Annotated in this window: 20 protein-coding genes; 6 read left to right on the top strand and 14 right to left on the bottom strand. The window is 57.9% G+C overall.

All coding sequences use genetic code 11. The features are described from left to right. The first annotated feature begins 3 nt into the window (after positions 1-3). Positions 4-2,118, top strand: coding sequence for a TonB-dependent receptor PqqU (gene pqqU / locus CWR52_RS00340; RefSeq protein ID WP_104948440.1), 2,115 nt, complete (start codon positions 4-6; stop codon positions 2,116-2,118). Positions 2,119-2,238: 120 nt separating this feature from the next. Here pqqU and CWR52_RS00335 read toward each other — a convergent pair whose 3' ends face one another. From CWR52_RS00335 to CWR52_RS00325, 3 genes are all read right to left on the bottom strand, one after another. Beyond that, positions 2,239-2,907, bottom strand: a complete 669-nt coding sequence (locus tag CWR52_RS00335) for a GntR family transcriptional regulator (protein WP_104948439.1) — start codon at positions 2,905-2,907, stop codon at positions 2,239-2,241. Positions 2,908-3,162: 255 nt separating this feature from the next. Next, positions 3,163-4,203 carry an NADP-dependent oxidoreductase gene (locus tag CWR52_RS00330; RefSeq protein WP_104948438.1) on the bottom strand — a complete coding sequence of 347 codons (1,041 nt, stop codon included), beginning with the start codon at positions 4,201-4,203 and terminating at the stop codon, positions 3,163-3,165. A 65-nt stretch (positions 4,204-4,268) separates the two neighbouring features. After that, on the bottom strand, positions 4,269-4,844 hold the full coding sequence (locus tag CWR52_RS00325) for a helix-turn-helix domain-containing protein (protein ID WP_104948437.1): 576 nt from the start codon (positions 4,842-4,844) through the stop codon (positions 4,269-4,271). Positions 4,845-4,992: 148 nt separating this feature from the next. Between CWR52_RS00325 and CWR52_RS00320 the strand changes: the two genes are divergently transcribed. Further along, the gene (locus CWR52_RS00320; protein ID WP_104948436.1) at positions 4,993-5,511 is read left to right on the top strand and encodes a GNAT family N-acetyltransferase; all 519 of its coding nucleotides are present in this window, start codon (positions 4,993-4,995) and stop codon (positions 5,509-5,511) included. Continuing rightward, positions 5,508-5,957 carry a DMT family transporter gene (locus CWR52_RS00315; RefSeq protein ID WP_008501299.1) on the top strand — a complete coding sequence of 150 codons (450 nt, stop codon included), beginning with the start codon at positions 5,508-5,510 and terminating at the stop codon, positions 5,955-5,957. Before CWR52_RS00320 ends, CWR52_RS00315 begins: the two co-directional genes overlap by 4 nt. A 3-nt stretch (positions 5,958-5,960) precedes the next feature. On the opposite strand, the gene CWR52_RS00310 is transcribed toward CWR52_RS00315, so the two are convergent. Together CWR52_RS00310 and CWR52_RS00305 are read right to left on the bottom strand one after the other, a co-directional pair. Beyond that, positions 5,961-6,194 carry a YdcY family protein gene (locus tag CWR52_RS00310; RefSeq protein WP_032647472.1) on the bottom strand — a complete coding sequence of 78 codons (234 nt, stop codon included), beginning with the start codon at positions 6,192-6,194 and terminating at the stop codon, positions 5,961-5,963. 100 nt (positions 6,195-6,294) lie between these two features. Next, positions 6,295-7,893: an ABC transporter substrate-binding protein gene (locus tag CWR52_RS00305; RefSeq protein ID WP_104948435.1), complete on the bottom strand. Its 1,599-nt coding sequence runs from the start codon at positions 7,891-7,893 to the stop codon at positions 6,295-6,297. Between the two features lie 283 nt (positions 7,894-8,176). Between CWR52_RS00305 and CWR52_RS00300 the strand changes: the two genes are divergently transcribed. From CWR52_RS00300 to CWR52_RS00290, 3 genes are read left to right on the top strand one after another with little or no spacing between them, the layout of a single operon-like run. Further along, complete coding sequence (locus CWR52_RS00300; protein ID WP_104948434.1) at positions 8,177-9,526, top strand: SrfA family protein; 1,350 nt, start codon at positions 8,177-8,179, stop codon at positions 9,524-9,526. Positions 9,527-9,530: 4 nt separating this feature from the next. Then, positions 9,531-12,512, top strand: coding sequence for a virulence factor SrfB (locus CWR52_RS00295; protein ID WP_104948433.1), 2,982 nt, complete (start codon positions 9,531-9,533; stop codon positions 12,510-12,512). Next, positions 12,509-14,686 carry a virulence factor SrfC family protein gene (locus CWR52_RS00290; RefSeq protein WP_104948432.1) on the top strand — a complete coding sequence of 726 codons (2,178 nt, stop codon included), beginning with the start codon at positions 12,509-12,511 and terminating at the stop codon, positions 14,684-14,686. The genes CWR52_RS00295 and CWR52_RS00290 overlap by 4 nt, the downstream gene beginning before the upstream one ends. A gap of 71 nt (positions 14,687-14,757) precedes the next feature. Here CWR52_RS00290 and CWR52_RS00285 read toward each other — a convergent pair whose 3' ends face one another. The 9 genes from CWR52_RS00285 to CWR52_RS00245 all read right to left on the bottom strand — a co-directional run bounded on the left by CWR52_RS00285 (position 14,758) and on the right by CWR52_RS00245 (position 23,275). Beyond that, positions 14,758-15,513 carry an alpha/beta fold hydrolase gene (locus CWR52_RS00285; protein WP_104948431.1) on the bottom strand — a complete coding sequence of 252 codons (756 nt, stop codon included), beginning with the start codon at positions 15,511-15,513 and terminating at the stop codon, positions 14,758-14,760. 86 nt (positions 15,514-15,599) lie between these two features. Beyond that, positions 15,600-15,773 carry a GhoT/OrtT family toxin gene (locus tag CWR52_RS00280; protein WP_013096478.1) on the bottom strand — a complete coding sequence of 58 codons (174 nt, stop codon included), beginning with the start codon at positions 15,771-15,773 and terminating at the stop codon, positions 15,600-15,602. Between the two features lie 182 nt (positions 15,774-15,955). Then, a complete protein-coding gene (gene patD / locus CWR52_RS00275; RefSeq protein ID WP_104948430.1) occupies positions 15,956-17,380 on the bottom strand; it encodes an aminobutyraldehyde dehydrogenase in 1,425 nt (474 codons plus the stop codon). Positions 17,381-17,404: 24 nt separating this feature from the next. Then, positions 17,405-18,211, bottom strand: coding sequence for an ABC transporter permease (locus CWR52_RS00270; protein WP_104948429.1), 807 nt, complete (start codon positions 18,209-18,211; stop codon positions 17,405-17,407). Further along, positions 18,201-19,145: an ABC transporter permease gene (locus tag CWR52_RS00265; protein WP_104948428.1), complete on the bottom strand. Its 945-nt coding sequence runs from the start codon at positions 19,143-19,145 to the stop codon at positions 18,201-18,203. Before CWR52_RS00265 ends, CWR52_RS00270 begins: the two co-directional genes overlap by 11 nt. Position 19,146: 1 nt before the next feature. Continuing rightward, positions 19,147-20,160 (bottom strand): ABC transporter ATP-binding protein, encoded by a 1,014-nt coding sequence (locus CWR52_RS00260; RefSeq protein ID WP_104948427.1) that lies wholly within the window; start codon positions 20,158-20,160, stop codon positions 19,147-19,149. Between the two features lie 17 nt (positions 20,161-20,177). Continuing rightward, complete coding sequence (gene ydcS / locus CWR52_RS00255; protein ID WP_024907240.1) at positions 20,178-21,323, bottom strand: putative ABC transporter substrate-binding protein YdcS; 1,146 nt, start codon at positions 21,321-21,323, stop codon at positions 20,178-20,180. A gap of 271 nt (positions 21,324-21,594) precedes the next feature. Beyond that, a complete protein-coding gene (locus CWR52_RS00250; protein ID WP_032674890.1) occupies positions 21,595-23,004 on the bottom strand; it encodes a PLP-dependent aminotransferase family protein in 1,410 nt (469 codons plus the stop codon). An 82-nt stretch (positions 23,005-23,086) separates the two neighbouring features. Next, positions 23,087-23,275: a hypothetical protein gene (locus CWR52_RS00245; RefSeq protein ID WP_032645155.1), complete on the bottom strand. Its 189-nt coding sequence runs from the start codon at positions 23,273-23,275 to the stop codon at positions 23,087-23,089. Positions 23,276-23,304 lie beyond the last annotated feature (29 nt).

Here is a 23,304-nt window from a genome sequence, read left to right as displayed (position 1 = left end):
TTCATGAAAATCATTTCTGCCCGTAAGGCTTCTCTCCCGCTGCTGCTGGTTCCTGTTATTTTTGCGCCGCTCACCGCCATGAGCGCAGAGGAACAGACCATGATCGTCAGCGCCACGCCGCAAACCGTATCGGAACTTGATACCCCGGCCGCGGTCAGCGTCGTCAATGGCGATGACATGCGCCAGGCTGCGCCCCGCATCAACCTGTCTGAATCCCTTGGCAGCGTCCCGGGACTGCAAATCCAGAACCGTCAGAACTACGCACAGGATCTCCAGCTGTCGATGCGCGGATTTGGCGCTCGCTCAACCTTCGGGGTGCGCGGTATCCGTATGTACGTCGACGGTATTCCAGCCACCATGCCGGACGGACAGGGTCAGACCTCCAACATCGACCTCTCCAGCGTGGAGAGCGTTGAAGTGCTGCGCGGTCCCTTCTCTGCCCTGTACGGCAACGCCTCAGGCGGCGTAATCAACATCAACACCCAGACCGGGCAGCAGCCGCCGACCATTGAAGCCAGCAGCTATTACGGCAGTTACGGGACCTGGCGCTATGGCATGAAAGCTACCGGCGCGATGGGTGACGGCACCCACGCCGGTGACGTGGATTACACCGTCTCCACCACCCGTTTCACTACCCAGGGCTACCGCGACCACAGCGGCGCGCGGAAAAACCTCGCTAACGCCAAACTGGGCGTACGCATCGACGACGCGAGCAAGCTGACGCTGATTTTCAACAGTGTGGACATGAAGGCCAACGATCCGGGTGGACTGAATGACCAGGAGTGGCGGGACAACCCGCGTCAGTCGCCGCGCGGCGATCAGTACAACACCCGTAAGACCATCAAGCAGACCCAGGCCGGCCTGCGCTACGATCGCCAGCTCAGCGCTCAGGACGACCTGAGCGTGATGATGTACGCCGGCGAGCGTGAAATGACGCAGTACCAGTCGATTCCGTATCAGCCGCAGCTAAAAGCCACACACTCCGGCGGGGTGATTGATATGCAGCGCCACTATCAGGGCGTGGATACCCGCTGGACGCACCGCGGCGAGCTGCTGGTGCCGGTGACCTTCACCACCGGTCTGAACTACGAAAACATGAGCGAAGACCGTCGCGGCTACGAGAACTTCGTCATGAGCAACGGCGTGCCGGACTACGGCGTCAAAGGCGATAAACGTCGTGACGAACGCAACCTGATGTGGAACGTCGATCCTTATCTGCAAACGAGCTGGCAGCTGACGCAGAAACTCTCTGTCGACGCGGGTGTCCGCTACAGTTCGGTCTGGTTTGATTCCAACGACCATTACGTTACGCCGGGCAACGGCGATGACAGCGGTGACGCGAGCTACCACAAATGGCTCCCTGCAGGTTCCGTGAAGTATGCGGTGACGGATGCGTGGAACCTCTACGCAGCCGCAGGGCGTGGGTTTGAAACGCCAACCATCAACGAACTCTCCTATCGTGCCGATAATCAGGGCGGTCTGAATATTGGCCTGAAGCCATCCACGAATAACACGTATGAAGTGGGCAGCAAAACCCGAATCGGCAATGGTCTGCTGACGGCGGCGTTGTTCCGCACCGATACGGACGATGAGATCGTGGTGGACTCCAGTTCCGGCGGCCGCACAACCTATAAAAATGCCGGGAAAACCCGCCGTCAGGGTGTGGAAGTTTCCCTGGATCAGCAGTTCGCGGAGAACTGGAAGCTGAAGATGGCGTGGACGTATCTGGATGCCACCTACCGTACTAACGTCTGCAGCGACGCAGACTGTAACGGTAACCGTATGCCGGGGATTGCGCGCAACATGGGCTTCGCTTCGTTTGGCTGGCAGCCGGAGGAAGGCTGGTACGCGGGCACGGACGTGCGTTACATGAGCGATATCATGGCCGACGACGAAAACACCGCGAAAGCGCCATCGTACACGGTGGTCGGGCTGAATACCGGGTATAAATTCAACTACGGCAACTGGGGGATGGACGTCTTTGGCCGCGTCGATAACCTGTTCGATAAAGAGTACGCGGGATCGGTTATTGTCAACGAGTCCAACGGTCGTTATTACGAGCCTGCACCCGGCCGTAACTATGGCGTCGGGCTGTCGGTCTCTTATCGCTTCGAGTAAGCAAAAAAGAAAAGTTTATTTTATAAATGAAATAACCCTCCTGATGGCAATAAGCCATCAGGAGTTATTCACCAGATAAATAATTAGCGGCGGTATATAGTCGCTCTGTTAAATAATCTCTCAGTTAAAATATTGTCGCTGTAAAAGCGTATTCGCTTCATCAATCAACTTATCGATCGCCTTCTGGCTGGCATCAACATCACGGCGTTCCAGGGCAGAAAGCAACTCATCATAGTGATAGGTTGCCTCCTTTATGTCGTTAAGCTCCTGGTGCAGATAGTTAATACAGGGCCCGATGCGTACCCATAGCTGCTCGATTAATGCGTTGAGTGTCGGCATCTCCGCAAACTGATAAAGCGTAAACCGGAAGATACGATTCGCATGTAATGCCTGCTGGACGTTACCGTTGCGCATGGCCTCATGAAAGGCCTCCGACAAATTGCGCAACGTCTCCAGCTTGCTATCAGACATGTTCTGGCATGCTGCGGCAACCGCCATGGGCTCAAGCTGTTTTCGGATGGCGTTAATCTCGTTATAACGCTCCAGCGTCACCTCAGGGACCAGAAAAGCCTGCGCTGGCGTGGCGTGAAGTGCGCCTGAGGAGACCAGACGCAGCAGCGCTTCGCGGACCGGCGTAATACTGGTGCCTAATTTATCAGCAATCTCTTTCGTAATCAGTCGTGCTCCTGGTTTGAGGGAGCCTGTAATTAACGCCCCTTTCAAACTGTGTTCAACCTGCATAGTAAGACTAACCCTTTGGGCTTTTTCTAAGTGATCCAAATCAAGCATGTGGAATTCCTGTAGCTAAAACTTAATGCTATTTTTAAACGCCAGTTTTAATAAAACGGCGCCGGTACGATATATCCTGTATCGTCATGCCTGGTGGTGGGAAGTACGTAAAACAGCAAAAAAAGCAAACATCATTTTTTTTATCGTTTTCGGGCTCATCCGGGATGATAGCGCGAAAAACCGTGTCCAGTAATTAAAGACAATATATCGTATCTTCACAAATAAATATGGCGGGAAACCCCGCCATTGTGCGCTTTATTTATTGTCACTCGCGACGCGAATCACGACTTTGCCGAAGTTTCGTCCTTCCAGCAGGCCAATGAGCGCCTCGGGGGCGTTTTCCAGCCCGTCCGTCACCTGTTCGCGATAGTGAATTTTCCCCTCCTGCACCCAGCGCCCCATCTCTTCCTGGAACTCATGAATGCGGTGTCCATAATCCTGGCCGATAATAAAGCCCTGCATACGAATGCGTTTCTTGAGAAGGGTCGCCATCAGGAGCGGCAGGCGGTCCGGCCCGTCAGGCAGGCCCGTCGCGTTATAGCCGCTCACCAGGCCACACACCGGCACGCGCGCGGAGGTGTTCAGCAGGGGCAGCACGGCATCAAACACTTTCCCGCCGACGTTTTCATAATAGACATCAATACCGTTCGGACAGGCGTGTTTCAGCTGGTCGGCAAAATCCGCCGCATGGTGATCCAGACACAGGTCAAAGCCGAGAACCTCAACGGCATGGCGGCATTTCTCTGGGCCACCAGCCACGCCGACCACCCGGCAACCTTTGATTTTGCCGATCTGCCCGACTGTCGCGCCAACCGGGCCGGTCGCCGCAGCCACCACCAGCGTTTCACCCGCTTTCGGTTGCCCGATATCCAGCAGCCCCATATAGGCGGTAAAGCCCGGCATACCCAGTACGCCCAGCGACCAGGAAGGATGAGACGGATTTTCGCCCAGCTTCACCAGGCCGCTGCCGTCCGAAAGTTCATACTCCTGCCAGCCGCTGTAGCCCAGCACCCATTCACCGGCTTTGAAGTCGGGATGGTTTGACTGCTCAACGCGGCTGACCGTTCCCCCCACCATCACCGCACCGATCTCAACCGGCGGTGAATAGGATGGCGCGTCGCTCATGCGACCCCGCATATAAGGATCCAGCGACAGCCAGACGGTACGAAGCAAAAGCTGCCCCGCACCCGGTTCCGGAACAGGCTGCGTTTCCAGACGAAAATTTTCCGCGACCGGTGCGCCCTGTGGACGAGAGGCCAGCACCCAGCGGCGGTTATGCGAAACAGAGTGATTCATCAGGATCTCCTTCTGGGACAAATGTCATTACAGCCTGGCTCACGTTCAGCGTTATCGCATTAGCATTACGAGCCAGACTGATTGAGGCGTACAACCAGATAGATGCAGATTTCATTCGTCTCGTTGATGAACCGGCAGTCATTAGGCGGCCCCAGCTCAAGACAGTCTCCGGCGTGCATCTCGTGGCGGGTGTCGCCCTCCTGAAACACCAGCTCACCGGACTGCAGCCAGATAAGCTGACGCGCCAGCGCGTAAGAAGAGGCCGGCATCGGAACGTCGCTTCCCGCAGGCAGTTCCACCTGAACCAGGTCGATGGGCAGATCGGTACGGGGAGAAACATGGCGGCGGAGGTAGTGCGTCTGCGGATCGCGCCAGACGGGCTGGTTTGCCAGGCGCAGCAGCTTACCCTCCTGCATTTCGGCCCGGGCAATCAGCGTTGACATGCTGATGCCAAACGCGCCCGACAAGCGGGCAAGCAAGGTGGCTGTCGGGCTACTGTCCCCGCGCTCTATCTTATGGATCATCGCGCGGGAGACCCCTGCCCGGTCCGCCAGCTCGCTGAGGGACCACCCGCGAGACTCGCGTTCAAGGCGAATTCTTGCGCTAATCCGTTGATTCATTGTGTCTGTTATGGTGTTCATGACGTCATACTATAGTGTATGAACGGCAATTCAATGGGCTTTTGATAACAAAAAAATATGGCTTATGCCATAGCGATCGAGCGATACAGTTGTGTAATATCGTAGCGATAACGTAATACTATAGTGAACAACACACAGAGGCTTCATCATGATCGTTCGTCATGCCTGCAAAGAAGACTGCGCTGCGATAGGCGAGATTTACAACCACGCGGTGCTGCATACCGCCGCGATCTGGAACGATAAAACCGTCGATACCGATAACCGAATCGCGTGGTTTGAGGCGCGCTCGCTTGCGGGCTACCCGGTTCTGGTAAGTGAAGAGGACGGTGTCATCACCGGTTACGCCTCTTTCGGCGACTGGCGCGCCTTTGACGGCTTCCGTCATACGGTTGAGCATTCGGTCTACGTCCACCCGGCCCATCAGGGCAAAGGGATTGGCCGCACGCTGATGAAGGCGCTGATTAACGAGGCCCGCGCCATCGGGAAACACGTGATTGTGGCCGGCATTGAAGCGCAAAACCATGCCTCGATTCATCTCCATGAGACGCTCGGCTTTGTGACGACCGGACAAATGCCGCAGGTGGGAACCAAGTTTGGCCGCTGGCTGGACTTAACCTTTATGCAGCTGCAGCTGGACGAGCGCAGCGATCCGGACGCTATCCCATGAATCAGTCACTGACGCTGGCGTTTCTGGTGGCGGCGGGCATCGGTCTGGTGGTGCAAAACACCCTGATGGTGCGTATCACCCAGTCCTCCTCCACCATTCTCATCGCGATGCTGCTGAATTCGCTGGTCGGCATCGTGCTGTTTGTCAGTATTCTTCTGCTGAAACAGGGCGTGGCCGGATTTAGCGAGCTGGCCGCAACGGTGCGCTGGTGGACGCTTATCCCGGGACTGCTGGGGTCGTTTTTCGTGTTTGCCAGCATCAGCGGGTATCAGAACGTTGGCGCGGCGACGACCATCGCCGTGCTGGTCGCAAGCCAGCTGATTGGCGGGCTGGTGCTGGACGTGCTGAGGAGCCATGGCATCCCGCTGCGCGCCCTGATCGGCCCGGTGTGCGGCGCGGTGATGCTGGTGGTCGGGGCCTGGCTGGTGGCGCGACGCCAGTTTTGATGATTACAGTATGGTGCCGCCTTTCGTCAGCTGTTCCTCACGCGCGTCCATCTCCTCTTTATGCTGCTTGCCATGGTGCGAAATCGCGGTGCGCAGACGCTGCTGCTGGGTGTAGCGATCTTCACGGCTGAGCTCCGCATCATCGCTTAATTCAATCAGCAGCTCGTTCATGTGGGTAATGACGCTCTCTTCGATGGCGGCATCGACGCGGGCGGTAACTTCGTTTAAATGTGACATTGTCACTCCTTGTTATGTGCCCGGTGGCGCTACGCTTACCGGGCCTACGGGTGCCAAATGTAGGCCGGGTAAGGCGTAGCCGCCACCCGGCTAAAAAGGCTTAGTTCAGCTTCGCTTTCGAGAAATCGCTGCCCATCAGGCTTACGCTGTATCCGGTCACGTTGCTGCGGGTCGCGTAGAACGTTTTCCCGTTTGCCAGCGCGATCCACGGCGCCTGCTGGTAGAAGATCTCCTGCGCCTGGCTATAGAGCGTCGCTCGCTCAGCCGGGCTGCTGGTCAGCTTCGCTTTTTGTACCAGGGCATCATACCCCTTATCGCACCAGCGCGCGGCGTTTGAGCCGGTTTTAATGCTGTTGCAGCCGAGCAGCACGTCGGCAAAGTTGTCAGGGTCGCCGTTGTCGGACATCCAGCCAAACAGCGCGGAGTCATGTTCGCCTTTACGCATTCCGGAGAGATATTCGCCCCATTCATAGGAGACAATTTTGGCCTTCACGCCGACTTTGGCCCAGTCGCTCTGGATCATCTCCGCAATACGACGCGAGTTCGGGTTATACGGACGCTGAACCGGCATTGACCACAGCGTGACTTCCGCGCCCTTCTCCAGACCCGCCTGCTTCAGCAGGGCTTTCGCTTTTTCAGGATCGTAGCTGTAGTCCTTCAGGTCTTTATTGAAGCCCAGCATATTTGGCGGGATCGGCGATTTTGCCACCGTGCCCGACCCCATAAAGACCGCATTAACGATGGCCTTCTTGTCGGTCGCGTAGTTGAGCGCCTGACGCACCAGCACGTTATCAAACGGTTTTTTCTCGGTATTAAACGCCAGATAACCGACGTTCAGCGCATCGACCGAGTGCAGCGTCAGGTCTTTGTTGTTCTTGATGGCGTCAAACTGAACCGGGGATGGCGCAGGAATGATCTGGCACTCGTTGGTCTGCAGCTTCGCCAGGCGGGTTTCCACGTTTGGCGTAATGGAGAAGATGAGATGCTTCGTCGGCACCTCGCCTTCCCAGTAGTTCGGGTTCGCGACGTAGCGGATCAGCGAATCCACTTTGTACTGCTGCAGCACGTAAGGCCCGGTACCAATCGGCCAGGTGTCTACGTTTTCAGGCGTGCCTTTTTTCAGCATCGCGTCGGCGTATTCGGCGGAAAGAATCGAGGCGAAATCCATCCCCCAGTCGGCCAGGAACGCGGCGTTGGGCTCGCTCAGGGTGAACTGAACGTGATAATCATCGACCTTTTTCACGTCCTGGATCAGCTTATCGAGACCGACATCATTAAAGTACTCGTAGTTGCCCTGCGACACGTTGTGGTACGGGTGTTTAGGGTCTTTCTGACGCATGACCGAGAAAATAACGTCATCGGCATTAAAATCGCGCGTCGGTTTGAAGTATTTGTTGCTGTTGAATTTCACCCCTTTACGCAGGGCAAAGGTATAGGTCTTGCCGTCCGGCGAAATCGTCCAGGACTCCGCCAGCGACGGCACCGGGGTGTTTTTCACCGGGTCGAAATTGATCAGACGGTTATACAGCACCTGGGAGCTGGCCACAAAAGACGGGCCAGAGCTGGCAATTTGTGGGTTGAAGGACTCGGGGGACGCTTCTGAACAGTAAATAAGCGTGTCGTTGTTTGCCGCCCATGCGGCACCGGCTGGTAACAGCGCGCTCAGCGCAAGGGCGAGCAGTGTTTTCCCTGTAGACATGGTTATAACCCTGACAGTTTTATTATATAGGACAGTAATAACAGCACAGGCGTTTTGACCTGGCAAATAACGAAACACTATCAGGTTATTCTAAAGCCGCGTTTTTTGCTGTTTTAACCGCCAGCGCTCAAAAAGATGATTTGCCTTAAGTGCCATTATTCGTCAAGCACAACCGTCACTTTCTATGCCGCAAGAAATCAGCGCTTTTAGCGTCTCTTCCTCCGTTTGGTTGCTTCCTCGTTTCGTTAAAGTAATGGTGTGAAGAAGTATATGGGATCAAATCGTGGCAAAAACTCTTTTACGCAGCGGTAATCTGGATGATTTTCAGGCCGTTGGCGGCGGCGGACAAGCCGTTTTCGAATCAGCGTTGCAAATCCGGGAAGCGCTCCGGTTGCGCAAACAACAGGCCATCGTCGACTGTCTGGCAATTCCTCAGGTCAACGACAGCGGCGACCGCGTGGACTGGTATTCCCCGGTTGAAGGGAGCGTAATCAGCTGGAAAGCGGCCGATGAAGATGATCGCTATCGCGCCCTGCGCTATCTGGAAAACACGCTCGCCAGCGTCGAGTCATTAAGCAAGAAATGCCTGCAGTCGCCCAAAACCGCGCAACAGCTTTTTGGCTCTCTGCTGTCAAAGGCGTTTCAGTTTCCGGGCGAAAACTTCCTCTTCCTGGTGGACGGAAAGCCGGTCATCAGCTTCTGGGGGTTTGTAAACCTCAACGAGAACGCGCGCGACGATGTCCTCGACTGCCTGCGTGAATCGCTGATCCCTGAGCCAGCCCCCGTTGTGATTGACGATCCTGAACCCGAGCCTGAGCCAGAGCCGGTGATGACCTTTGAGCACGCTGACGAGCCGCTGATCGCCCCATCCACGGTGGTGCGTATTACGCCGGAGGAGCTGTATGAGCCCGAACCGGCCCCCGTCGTTGCACAACCTGTTCAGGCGCCTGCTCCGGCGAACGTCGTGAAAAAGCGTCGCGTTCCCCTGTGGACCCTGCCGGTTGCCGCCGTGATCGTTGCCGCCGTTGCCGCCCCGCTGCTGTGGCCAAAACAGGCGCCTTCCGCTGAGCCCGCCCCGGCGCCCGCACCTGAACCCGTGGAGATTGCGCCAAAGCCGATCAAGGCAGTTGAGCCGCTGGCGATGAAGTTACCGCTGCATCAGGCAGAGGTCGTGGCCAGCAAAGAAAAAGAAGCGGCTCCGGCTGAAGCTGCGCCACAACCCGCTCCGGTGGTGATTGTCGCCATTCCGAAAGACGCCATGGTGATGGAAGCGAATCAGGTGAAAGCGGGATCGACGCGCTTCCTGAACGGCACCTGGCGCGCCATCCTCGACGTGAAGGATCCGGTCACCGGCAAGCCGCCGTCGCTGCGCTATCAGATCCAGAACAACAAAGGTTTCGCCCGCGTTGTCCATGGCGACAACATTGTCTGCCGCGCGGAGGTCTTCTCCGGACTGCACAGCAATGGCGAGCTGATGATTAAGAGTCGCGGCACTGCCCGCTGCACCGACGGTTCCCGCTACCCGATGCCGGAGGTTGCCTGTAAAGCAGGCACCAGCGATATCGCAGAATGTCGCGCCCGTTATGATGCCAACACCGTCGTCCCACTGACGTTCAAGAAAGCAGGTGCCTGATCCTATGCTGGTAAATCTTTGCGACTATAAACAAAGCGTCACGCTTATTGCCAACAGCGGCGTGCAGTTCCTCGATTTCGGTCTGACGCCGCAGGACTCCGCCAGCAACGGGCGCTTCGTACGTAAAACCGCGAACGGCCCGCTATTGCGCCTCGATTTCGACCTAGTCAACGGTCGCTATACCCTGCCCGGCATGAACGGCGGGCAGCCTGAAGTGGTCAAACCGGAAACCACTATCCCGCTGCATCAGTCGCTGGCGGTGCTGGACGGCGTCTGGCTTCCGGTTCCGTTCCTGCGCTTCAACCCGCCGCGGACCTTTGTTGAAGGGCCGGATAACTGGGCCCGCGTTCAGGTGCGCAAGCTTGACACCCCGGACACGGCAGGCAATACGCACCGCGTCACCCTCGCGCTTGACAGCCAGATTGCCGATCATGCCACGTCCGCGCTCTCTCCGGTGGAAAACGATATTCTGAACGGCACCCGCTTCGCGCTGGCGTGGCGCGATAACGAGGTAGACAGTTTCCTCGATCAGACCTGGATTGACGGCTGGCTGCGCGAGGCGTTTACCCAGTATGCCGACGGCGTTGAGAACCGCTCTGAACGCGACCTGCAGCAGGCGATGCGCAGTTTTGAGTATCAGGCCCACTGGCTTAACCTGCTGACCATGCTCGGTGAACAGCTCACCGTACCGGAAGTGAAATTTGTCACCCATACACTCAGCACGCCAGCCATTCCGGTTGACCTGATCCTCGACGTGGGTAACACCCATACCTGCGGCGTCATTATTGAAGACCACGGCGATGCGAACGATGGGCTGCGTCAGACCGCCGAGCTGCAGGTTCGCTCGCTCAGCGAGCCGCAGTTCCTGAACGAGCCGCTGTTCACCAGCCGTCTCGAGTTTTCAGAAGCGCGTTTTGGCAAGCAGCACTTCTCGGTGGAAAGCGGTCGCGAAGACGCCTTTGTCTGGCCGTCGATTGTCCGCGTCGGTGATGAAGCCCGCAAGCTGGCGATGCAGCGTCTGGGAACCGAAGGCAACAGCGGTATCTCCAGCCCGCGTCGCTACCTGTGGGATGAAACCCCGGTCGTGCAGGACTGGCGCTTTAGCCAGATGAACAGCAAGACCCAGCGTGAACCGCTTGCCACCGCGTTCCCGCTGATGAACCTGATGAATGATGACGGCGAGCCGCTCTTCACGCTGCCGCAGGACGAGCGCCTGCCGGTCTTCTCGCCGCAGTACAGCCGCAGCACCCTGATGACCCATATGCTGTGCGAGCTGCTGGCACAGGCGCTGGGGCAGATCAACAGCGTCGCCACGCGCCTGCGCCTGGGCTTCCCTGCCTCGCCGCGCCAGCTGCGCACGCTGATCCTGACGCTGCCCTCCGCGATGCCAAAGCAGGAGCGCGAGATCTTCCGTCGCCGCATGTTTGAAGCCATCGCGATTGTCTGGAAAGCGATGGGATGGCACCCGCAGGATGAGGATTTTGTCACCCGCAAACAGCAGGAAAAAAGCGTGGTGCCGGTACCTGAAATCCAGATGGAGTGGGATGAAGCCAGCTGCGGTCAGCTGGTCTGGCTGTATAACGAAGCCATCTCCCGCTTTGGCGGCCAGACCGAAGCCTTCTTCGCCTCCCTTGCCCGTCCGGACCGTGAGCCTGAGCCGGGTAGCCAGCCGGGACGCGCGTTGCGCGTCGCGTCCATCGACATCGGCGGCGGCACAACGGATATGGCGATCACCCATTACCAGCTGGACGACGGTTCCGGCAATAACGTCAAAATCACCCCGCAGCTGCTGTTCCGCGAAGGCTTTAAGGTCGCGGGTGACGATACGCTTCTGGACGTGATTCAGCGCTACGTGTTGCCCGCTCTGCAAACGCAGCTGCAGAAATCCGGTATCGCGGATGCCTCGCTGCTGATGGCCTCGCTGTTCGGTGACTCCGGACGCATTGATACCCAGGCCGTACTGCGCCAGCAAACGGCGCTGCAGCTCTTTATGCCGATTGGCCATGCCATTCTTGCCGGATGGGAATCCAGCGACGTTGACGATCCGCTGGCCGGTCTGCATGCCACCTTTGGCGATCTGCTGCCGCAGAAGCCGACCCGCAACGTGATGAACTATCTGCAGCAGGCGATCGATCATGCCCTGCCTGCGGGTTCAGACGCTTTTGATCTTTTCGCCGTGCCGCTGCATGTGAACTTCCGCGAAATGCAGGATGCGATGCTGGCCGGGCAGTTTACGCTGGCCTCCCCGCTCCACGCGGTATGTGAGGCGATCTCCCATTACAGCTGCGATATTCTGCTGATCACCGGACGCCCGGGCTGCCTGCCTGGGGTTCAGGCGCTCATTCGTCACCTGCAGCCGGTGCCGGTCAACCGCATCGTCTGGCTGGATAAATACCAGGTACATGAGTGGTATCCGTTCAGCCAGCAGGGGCGCATTGGCAACCCGAAATCGACCGCTGCCGTGGGGGCCATGCTCTGCAGCCTGGCGCTTGACCTGCGTCTGCCGCGCTTCAACTTTAAAGCCGCGGACATTGGCGCGTATTCCACCGTGCGCTATCTGGGCGTGCTGGATAACACCGTCAATACCCTGCGCGAGGAAAACGTCTGGTATCAGGATATCGATCTTGATAAACCCGGCGCGAAGCTTGATGCGCGCCTGCACTTCCCGCTGCGCGGGAACGTGACGCTCGGCTTCCGCCAGCTGGCGAACGCGCGCTGGCCGGCCACGCCGCTCTACACGCTCAGCATTAACTCGGCTGAACTTGCCAAAGCCATTGCCGGCGACGGCGTGCTGAACGTGCGGCTCAAGCTCTGCGGCGGCACCAAGCAGGAAGGCCCGGAAGCCTTCGAGCTGAGCGATGCCTGGCTGCAGGACGGCACGCCGGTTGCGCCTGACGCACTAACCTTCAAACTGAATACTTTGGCCGACCGCCGACACAGCGGCAGCCACTACTGGATCGACAGCGGGAGCGTATACCTGAAATGACAGCGACCACGAACACCACTCAGGCCGTAATCGGGTGGATTAATGAGACGCGCCTGAACGCCCCAGTGCTGGATAACGATGCTGACGCCCTGCTTGCTCGCATCAACGCGGTGCAGGCGCGGGAGCAAGCCATTGAACGCGCCATGACTCGCCAGAGCAGCATTGGGCTTTACGGTCATTCGCAGAGCGCGAAAGCGCACCTGCTGCTGTCTCTGTGCGGCAGCGGCAATGGACGCCTTAACGTAACGCCAGGCCAGCGCACCTTTGACTATTTTTCGCATATCAATCCGGGACATGCCCTGACCAACATGGCCGTCCGCTTCACCCGGGAAACCCCGGAGGTGGCTGATGAGGCGTTCCCGCTGCGTCTGCGTCTGGTCACCGAGGCCGAGCTGGTACAGCTGTTTATTGCCCGCACGACCCTGCACCCGCAGATGCGCGCGGTGGATAAGGCGGTCATTGAGACACGTCTGGAGAAATGGCGCGGGCTGCGCCAGCCACATGGCGTGCCCGGTATCACTGCTCAGGAGGTGGGAGCGATTGCCCGCTTCTGGCAAAGCACCGTACCCGCCGCGAAACAGCAAATTGATGATGCCCTCTGGTATGAGTTTGCCCAGCTGGTGCCATCGCTCGATCTCAGCACGCGGGCCAGCGTCTGGTCCCTGCTGTGGGGCGAACAGCAGGAACTGACCCAGCAGTGGTTAAACCTGGCCCATGTGCTGCACCAGACCAGCCATGCCAGCGAGCTTGCGGCCCCCCTTAGCCTGCTGGTGGACAGCTTTGGGCTGCCGGGTGAAGGGTTCCTGACGCACGACGGCACGTTAGACCATCAGGACGCGCAGGAGACGCTGCTTCATCCGCTGAATGGTGGTGAAATGCTTAACGCCATCAGTATCCCCGTCGATGTGCTGGCCTTCCTGACCCGCGAGCTGGTGTTGCCGGTTGAGAACGGCGCGCTGGATAACGTCGATATTATTGATATTCCGGTTTTTGAAGATAACCGTGCCGACCCGCTACGCCAGGCGAAATCCCAGTGGCTGCTCGAGCATTACCGTCAACAGCTTCAGCCTGATGTGCTGGTGATTTGTAACGCGACGGCGCAGCACGAACAGACGGCTAAAAAAGCAAAAGTGTTAATGAACTGGGTGAAGGAGACGCAGCCTGCTGAAGAGTCTGCCCTTCCAGGTCTGGTATGGGCGATCACTCCGCATGACGCCCGCTTTACTACCCGGCAGAACCTCGACGAAGCCGTACAGCATCTGCTCGGAAAGCCAGGCTTACGCTGGGGCACGCTGCAGGCCCTGGACAGCCACAGCATGCAGCGCGTCATCGAGTGGCTGTCTCAGGCCACGTTGCCCGCGCAGCGACAGAAACGTCTCGGCACGCTGAAAAACTCGCTGCGTCTGGAGCTCTCGGCGCTAATGCAAAGCTACCTGGCACCGCTGGTTGAGGAACCGGGTACCCGACGCGCTCAGGCAGAAAATATGGTGCGCATGCTGCAAAGCAGCGCCGCCCGCCACGGCGAGCTGCTTGAAGGCCTGCTGCCGCCGCTGAAGGCCTTTGAAACGCTGCTGGCCGTTCAGCAGCCGCGCGAGGAGCAGGTTAACGGGCTGTTTACGGATACCATTGACCTGTTTGCTGATAATGCCCAGGAAAGCGCAGGCCTGTTCCAGACCAAAGACAAAGCGCGTCTGGCGCACAGAGTATGGATAAATCATCTGCGCCAGTGGAGCCGCAACGAGGCGACCGCCGCCCGTCTTGGGCTGGATCCAGAGGTGTTACAGCAAATCGCGGATGTGCTGGTCGTCACCAGCTACCGGCTGAATCTGCCTCAACAGCTGCAGCGAATTGTCGAAGCAGATAAAAGTAGCGCTGCGCAACTGCATGCTGTGATGGGCAATTTCGTTGGCTGGCTGGGTTACGACCAGACGCCCGTGGCGACGCGTCCGGCAAGCCGCATCCGTAAGGGCCAGGCCATCTTCGTCACGCCAGTGGTCAGCAGCGCCGAACCTCGCCTGACGCGCCTGGGAGAACAGCCGGTCCATGCGGCTACCTCATATGTTTACGACTGGCTGGTCGCACTCTATAGCCGCGCGATAGAGAACATTGATTACCAGCACCCGCATGATGTTCCGCCTGACGCACGTCAGGCACTACGGGCTTTAATAAAGTAACCGCCCTTCTTGCCGGGTGGCGCTGCGCTTACCCGGCCTACATTTCGCAACGATGATACATTGCACAATAATCACATCGTCATACATTCGGCTAAGGCCCGCGCCAGCGCAGAGGGGTTTTCCCAGGACATTGAGTGCCCCGCCGCAGGAATAATTTTCACCTCAACGCCCTTCTGCTGGAGATTTTCCACATCGTCATCCGGCAGAGAGAGCTCGCCAAAAATCAACGTTACCGGGCAAGAAAGTGACAGGAACTGCGCTTCCCATTCCGGCTCAACGCCCGCCACCAGGCTCGATGCACCTCGCCATACGGCGTACGGCGCATTGCTCTGCAGGCATCCCGCCCACGCCGTTTTTTCTGCGCTGAGCATGGCGTCATAGCCGTGCTTCAGAAATTGTTGCTCTGATTGCGCCGCTATAGACCGGCTGAACATGCCCCCACCCGCGTGAAAATTGGGCTCTGACACCATCAGTCCCTTCACGCGCGTTGCCAGCAGCCCCGCCGTTTCGATAGCAATACTGCCGCCCATGCTGTGGCCGTATAACCAGAAGGAATCCAGCTCAAGATGGTCAATCAGTTCCGCGACAACGTGCGCCTGGTCAGTGGTTTTATAGCTGTAGTGCTCGGGCTTGTCGCTGTAGCCGCTGCCGGGCAAGTCAATGAGAATCGCTCTGCGCGCGCCAAACAGCGGGTCACAAACGACGCGGGGATATTCATAGGAAGAGGCGCAGCCCAGCCCGTGAATGAACACCACGGGATCGCCGGTACCAGGCAAGTCGTGCCAGCGCACGGTGCAACCGGCCTGCTGCGAGTAAAAACTGTTCATAAGCACTCCTTTTATGATGCACTGTGTATTTGTACAGTCATCACATCAGGAATGCTATGTTCATCTTTTAAAACTGGAAGCGTGCTTCAGAAAAGCGAGACCAGCAGCGCAACGGGAAAGCTCATTGGCCAGGTTGACCCCACCAGGAAAGCGCTGAGCAGGCGGATACGTTTGCGGTCTTTAGAGAGGAACCAGGTGATTAATGCGCAGATGGAAGCCATGATTGCGTAAAAAACCAACATCTTTTGATACAACGTCATTCTGTATACCAGAGCCGAAAAAATAACCGCACGCAATATGCGTCATATGTTGACACAGATCAAGTTTTTTCGTTACAGAATAACCACTTAAAAATTACGGTTAATAACAATTGAGTATCTTGCGTAACACATGTGGCGAGCAAGGAGCACGCCTGGCCGCGCAAGCGGCCAGGCTGAGCGGATCAGTGTTTGATCATCACATGCCTGACGACCGTATAATCCTCAAGCCCGTAGACCGACATATCTTTCCCGTAGCCCGATAATTTCATGCCGCCGTGCGGCATTTCGCTCACCAGCATAAAATGGGTATTCACCCAGGTGCAGCCGTACTGCAGGCGCGCGCTCAGGCGATGGGCGCGCCCCACGTCTTTCGTCCAGACCGATGACGCCAGGCCGTATTGCGAATCGTTCGCCCAGGCCAGCACCTGCGCCTCGTCATCAAATTCGGTGACGCTCACCACCGGGCCAAACACCTCGCGCTGAACGATGGCATCGTCCTGTTTTGCCCCCGCCAGCAGGGTTGGCTGGAAGAAGTAGCCCGTCCCCTCTTTTTTGCTCCCGCCGGTGACAACCCGGATATGACCGAGCGCTTTCGCCTCATCGACGGCCTGGCAGACGCGTGAAAGATGGGCGGCCGAGCTGAGCGGACCGAGTTCGGTAGCCTCGTCCTCCGGGGCACCCATTTTAAGACTGGCAACCGCGGCGCCCAGCTTTTCCACCAGCGCGGCATAAATGCCTTTCTGGGCATAAATACGACAGGCCGCCGTACAGTCCTGTCCGGCATTGTAGAAACCAAACGTCCGCACCCCTTCAACCACCGCATCCAGGTCGGCATCATCAAAGACAATTACCGGCGCTTTGCCACCCAGCTCCATATGGGTGCGTTTAATCGAGGACGCCGTATGGCCGATGATATGTTCCCCGGTCGCAATCGAACCGGTCAGCGAAACCATGCGGACCTTCTCGTGTCCGGTGAGCGGGTCGCCGACCGTTTTGCCCCGACCAAACAGCACGTTCAGAACGCCCGCCGGGAAGATATCTTTTGCCAGCTCTGCCAGCTTCAGCGCGGTCAGGGGCGTGATCTCTGAGGGCTTAATCACCACGCAGTTTCCTGCCGCCAGCGCGGGGGCCAGCTTCCAGGCTGCCATCATCAGCGGATAGTTCCATGGCGCGATAGAGGCCACCACGCCCACCGGGTCACGGCGAATCATCGAGGTGTGTCCTTCGAGGTATTCCCCCGCAGCCAGGCCGTTCAGGCAGCGGGCGGCGCCGGCAAAGAAGCGGAAAACGTCCACCACCGCCGGAATTTCATCCCCCAGCGCGCAGTGCAGCGGCTTGCCGCAGTTGAGGGACTCGAGCCGGGCAAACGCCTCGCCGTGCGCTTCAATCGCATCCGCCAGCCTCAGCAGGCACTCGGCGCGGGTTTTCGGTGTCGTTTGTCCCCACGCCGCAAAAGCACGGTCAGCAGCCAGCACCGCCGCGTCTACCTGGGCCGCAGACGCCTCAGCAATCTCCAGCAGTACCTCTCCGGTGGCCGGGTTATAAACCGGCTGTTTTTCACCTTCTCCGGCAACCAGCTCACCGTTTATCAGCAGATGTTTTTGCATAGCATTTTCCTGTTGAATTCACTGTTATTTCCCGCTGCCGGCAATGTTTTCGCCGTCGCGGGTTAGCCACCAGGCTCCCAGAATGGGGATAGTTGTCACCAGCATCACCAGCAGAGCAACAACGTTGGTGACGGGCACGTCGCGCGGACGCCCGAGCTGGTTGAGCAACCACAGCGGTAACGTGCGCTCGTGTCCCGCCGTAAATGTTGTGACGATTATCTCGTCAAACGACAGGGCAAACGCCAGCATTCCCCCGGCCAGCAGCGCGGAACCCAGATTGGGCAGCACCACGTAGCGGAAGGTTTGCCACCCGTCAGCCCCGAGATCCATCGACGCTTCGACCAGACTCCAGGAGGTGCGCCTGAACCGGGCAATCACGTTGTTAAAAACCACCACCACGCAAAAGGTGGCGTGTCCAACGACGATGGTGAAAAACCCCGGCTCAAGGTTGATGGTTTTGAAGGCCGTCAGCAGCGCCAGACCGGTGATGATCCCCGGTAATGCAATCGGTAACAGCAGCAGCAGAGAGATCGCATTCTTGCCAAAAAACGCGCTTCGCCACAGCGCCGCTGCAGCAAGCGTGCCAAGCACAAGGGCAATGGCGGTGGAAAGCGCGGCAATTTGAAGTGACAACGTCACGGATTCAATAATGTCGCCGCGCCCCGCCGCCACGCTAAACCACTTCAGCGTCAGCCCCTGCGGCGGAAAGCTGAAGGCGGCATCTTCGGTGTTGAAGGCATAGATCGCGATAATCAGCAGCGGGAAGTGCAGGAAGATGACGCCTCCCCACGCTGCCACTTTCAGGAACAGCGGTGCGCGTTCAGAGTGCATCGAATGCTCCCAGACGTTTCACGAACGCCAGATAAAGAGAAATCAGCACGATGGGCACCAGCGTGAACGCGGCGGCCATGGGCATATTGCCGATAGCGCCCTGCTGCGAGTAGACCATGTTACCGATGAAATAGCCCGGCGGGCCGACCAGTTGAGGAACGATGAAGTCCCCCAGCGTCAGGGAAAACGTGAAGATTGAGCCCGCCGCAATGCCCGGAATGGCCAGCGGCAGAACGACATAGCGAAAAGTCTGCCGGGGACGCGCGCCGAGGTCGGCTGAGGCCTGCAGTAGCGAGGCCGGCAGGCGCTCCAGCGCCGCCTGGACGGGCAGGATCATAAACGGCAGCCAGATGTACACGAAGACCAGAAACCGCCCCAGCCCGGAGGTGGACAAGGTGTTGCCGCCTATCGCCGGGAGCGTAAGGAGCGAGGTCAGGATCGGCTCCAGCCCCATATGATTAAGAAACCACTGGGCCACGCCGTCCTTCGCCAGCAGCAGCGTCCAGGCGTAGGCCTTGACGATATAGCTCGCCCACATTGGCAGCATTATGGCGATATAGAAGAAAGCCTTCCACTTGCCTCGGGTGTATCGCGCCATGTACCAGGCCATCGGGAATGCAAGGATGGCGCTGGCAATGGTCACCACAATTGCCATCGTTAACGTGCGCAGGATGATATCGTAGTTTGCCGGGTTGAAGAGCGCCTGAATATTCGCCAGCGTCAGATCCGGCGTGACCGCCATGGTGAAATCGTCAAAGGTGTAAAACCCCTGCCACAGCAGCGTCAGCAACGATCCTAAATAGACGATGCCAAACCACATCAGCGGCGCAAGCAGAAGCAGGAACAGACCGAGCGACGGTTTACGCCAGAACAGTGCGGTCATGCGGCTTAAGCGGCCGCGCGGAGCGGGAGGATGCGCGACACTCATATCCATTTCACCTCTCCTCATGCAGGCGGATCATCGCGTCGCGTGACCATGACGCCATGACCGCCTGCCCTGGCGCAATGCCGCTCAGCGGCGAGACGTCACTGAAGTTAGCCTGGCTCACCAGCAGTTTGGCGCCATCGGCGAGCTTCAGCTCCAGACGCGTGGCAGCCCCCTGATACTGAACGGCCTGCACGACGCCCTGAACCTGAACGTCACCCTGTTCATTGAGGCGAATATGTTCCGGGCGCAGGGAATAGCTGCCCTCCATGCCGCAAAGCGTCTGCGCAAGGCCCGCATCAAAAACGTTAGAGGTGCCGACAAAACCGGCGACAAACGGCGTGCGCGGACGCATGTAAAGATCGCGCGGGGTATCCACCTGCTCGATGCGCCCGTTATTGAACACCGCCACCCGATCTGACATGGAAAGGGCCTCGCCCTGATCGTGGGTGACAAAAATAAAGGTGATACCGAGTTCCTGCTGAAGCTTCTTCAGCTCGAACTGCATCTGTTCCCGCAACTTGAGATCGAGCGCCCCTAAAGGCTCGTCCAGCAGCAGGACGCGCGGTTCATTCACCAGCGCGCGGGCAATGGCGACACGCTGACGCTGGCCGCCGGAAAGTTGCGAAGGTTTGCGGGCAACGGCAAAGCTCAGGCCCACTTTTTCCAGGGCATCACGGGCCTGGGCATGGCGTTTTTTCTTGTCGACGCCTTTGACCATCAGCCCGTAGGCAACATTGTCGAGGATCGACATATGCGGAAATAGCGCGTAATCCTGAAACACGGTGTTCACATCCCGCTCCCAGGGAGGCAGCTCGCTCGCCTCTTTGCCGAAGATAGAGATCGTGCCGCCTGACAGCTGTTCAAAACCGGCTATCAGGCGCAGGCAGGTGGTTTTGCCGGAGCCCGAAGGCCCCAGCATGGAGAAAAACTCTCCGTCACGAATCGCAATGGTGACCCCATCCACCGCCCGGACGTCGCCGTACAGGCGGGAAACATTGTTAAACTCGACTGCGTACGTCATGTTCTGCTCCCGGGCAATTAACGACCGCCCATGATGGCGATGTAATCCTGCGTCCAGCGGCTGTAAGGCACAAATTTGCCGCCTTCTGCGATGGGGGTTTTCCAGAACATGATTTTGTCGAACTCGTTATACCCGTTTGTTTCGCAGCCTTTATCGCCCAGCAGCGTACTGGCTTTACACCCTTCCGGCACCACGGGCAGGGAGCCAAACCATGCGGCCAGATCGCCCTGCACTTTCGGCGTTAGCGACCAGTTCATCCATTTGTAGGCGCACATCGGGTGTTTAGCTTGTGCGTGGAGCATGGTGGTGTCCGCCCAGCCTGTCACCCCCTCTTTCGGGAAGACGGTGGCAATGGGCTGGTTCTCGGCCTTCAGCGCATTCGCCTGATACGGCCAGGCGCTGGAGGCCACGACACCTTCGTTTTTGAAGTCGCTCATCTGGACGGTGGTGTCGTGCCAGTAGCGGTGGATCAGGGCATGCTGGTCGCGAAGCACCTTAAGCACGGCGGCATACTGTGCTTCAGTGAGCTGGTACGGGTCTTTAATACCCAGCTGCGGCTGCGTGGCTTTAACGAACAGCGCGGCATCGGCGATGTAAATCGGGCCGTCATACGCCTGCACGCGTCCCTGATTGGTTTTACCGTCCGGCAGATCCTGTTTAGTAAAGACCACGCTCCAGCTGTCCGGCGGCGTCGGGAAGGTTTTGGTGTTGTACATCAGCAGGTTTGGCCCCCACTGGTACGGCGTGCCGTAGACCTTGCCCCCGACGTTAAACCATTCCCCTTTCACAATCCGTTCGTCGAGGGTTTTCCAGTTGGGGATAAGATCGGGGTTAATCGGCTGGACGCGTTTGCCCATGATCAGCCGCAGGGAGGCATCACCTGAGGCGGTCACCAGATCGTATCCCCCTTTCGCCATCAGGCTGACCATTTCATCCGACGTGGCTGCCGTTTTGACGTTGACCGCACACCCGGTCTCTTTTTCAAACTGGGTGACCCAGTCGTAGTTTTTATCCGTCTGCCCCCGCTCGATGTATCCCGGCCAGGCGATAATATCCAGTCGACCTTCCCCGTCGCCAATGGCCTTGGGGGGTTCTGCGGCTTGCGCTGTCATGATGGTCATGCCGAGCGCACACAGGCTGCTGCGGGCAAAATTTTTGCTCATAAGAGTTACTCCTGTCGCAATGAAATTTAGCGGCAGCCGTGCCGTAAAAATATCTCCCTTATTAAACGTAGACCGCGCAAATGCGCCGCACCGTACGGCTTCAGGAAATTTCATCAAGGTGTGACCGAGGGCGCATTCCCCGTTAACTGGATTATAGACAAGGAGTTAGGCGCGAGAGACGGTATGCAGATTTCCTATGACAGGTCACCACGAAATATTCGCAGTGCCGTCATCAGGATAAGAATTGATTATTTAAATAACGGAGAAAGGATTATTCCAGCATCGTGCTAATTAATTTTCCTAACTGAATGACCGCCTGCTCTTCCCGCTCTCCCCAGGCCCAGGAAGTATTAAAACGAAAGAACGGCGTCCACGCGTCAGAGGTGGAAAACATCTTTCCGGGGGCAATGCTGATGTGGTGCGTTAAGGCCTTTTCGCTCAGCAGCCCCGCATCCAGCGGTGCCGGCAGTTCCAGCCATAAAAAGTAGCCGCTGTCGTTATGGTGAATTTTGACACCGGCAGGCATATGGCGCAGAAGTGACTGCCAGGCCTGCTGTTTCCGCTCGGCCAGCGTACGCCGCAGGCGGCGCAGGTGGGCGTCGTAGCGTTTGGTCGCCAGGTAATCCACCAGCGCCAGCTGCATGGGAGAACTGGTTGAGAGCGTGCTCATCAGCTGCAGCTGCTGAATGCGACGCGCGTGTTTTCCTGCCGCCACCCAGCCGATGCGAAAACCGGCCACCAGACATTTTGAAAAGGACGAGCAGTGAAGCGTCATGTCCTGACGATCCCACGCTTTCGCCGGGAGCGGCTTTTCGCGGCCAAAATAGAGTTCGCTGTAGACGTCATCTTCAATCAGCGGGACGTTGTGCTGTGTTAACAGCGCGACAAGCTGCGCTTTTTTCTCCGCGCTCAGCGTGAAGCCGAGCGGGTTTTGGCTGTTGGTCATGATCCAGCAGGCTTTAACCGGGTACTCATTCAGCGCCTGTTCAAGGGCGTTGAGATCGATCCCCTCGCGGACGTCTGTCGCAATCGACAACGCTTTAAGCTTCAGACGTTCCAGTGCCTGCAGCGCGCCGTAGAAACAGGGGTTTTCGACAATCACCCAGTCACCCGGCTCGGTCACCGCCTGCAGGCTAAGATTCAGCGCCTCGAGCGCGCCTGCGGTGATCACGATCTCTTCCGGGGAGATGTTCATCCCCTGCTGCGCGTAACGACGGGCAATGGCGTGGCGGAGATCGACGTTACCCGGCGGCAGGTTCTCAATCACGCTCATCGCCGTCGCGGTTTTACTGACGTTAGCCAGCGAGCGGTTGAGCTGCTGAAGCGGGAAAAGCCGGGGATCGGGAAACGCGGAAGCAAAGGGAACTACGGAGGGGTCGCGGCTGGCCTGTAAGACGTCGAAGATATAGGTATTGATATCCACCGCTTCGTCACGCATCACCTGAGCGGGTGGCGCAGGCTGTTGTGCGGTCGGGCGCGAGGCAACGTAATAGCCCGACTGCGGTCTGGCGACGATGCGCCCCTGACTTTCCAGCATCTGATACGCGTGGCCAACGGTCATAAAACTCATGCCGCTGCTTGCCACCTGCTCTCGCAGGGAAGGCAGCTTATCGCCCGGCAGCCATACGCCAAGCTCAATCTGCGAGATAATTTGTTGCGCCAGACGCTGGTATTTTTTCATCAGATTCTCCTTATGACCGATAGTGTATATCAGCAGGAGAAAAAGAGAAGATTTAGCTAACTGTTATAGTCTGGAAGATGAATTACTTACGGTATTCGGTCACGTGGCTCTGAGCGGAATGCGCGGCGGCCAGGTGGTCGAGCGTGATCATCGGCGATTTGCAAAAAATGCATTTCGCGCCAAACGGGTTTTTCTCAGACACATCAAAGGCTGAGGTACGGTACTGCGAACCATGGCAGCATGGGCAGCGAAAATGGATATAAGAAGTCATAGGATTCTCCTGAAACGTTAAAACGTAAA

Source organism: Enterobacter sp. SGAir0187, assembly GCF_002952735.2.
Taxonomy (GTDB): Bacteria; Pseudomonadota; Gammaproteobacteria; order Enterobacterales; family Enterobacteriaceae; genus Enterobacter; species Enterobacter quasiroggenkampii.
This window is presented reverse-complemented; position numbering and strand designations above follow the sequence as displayed.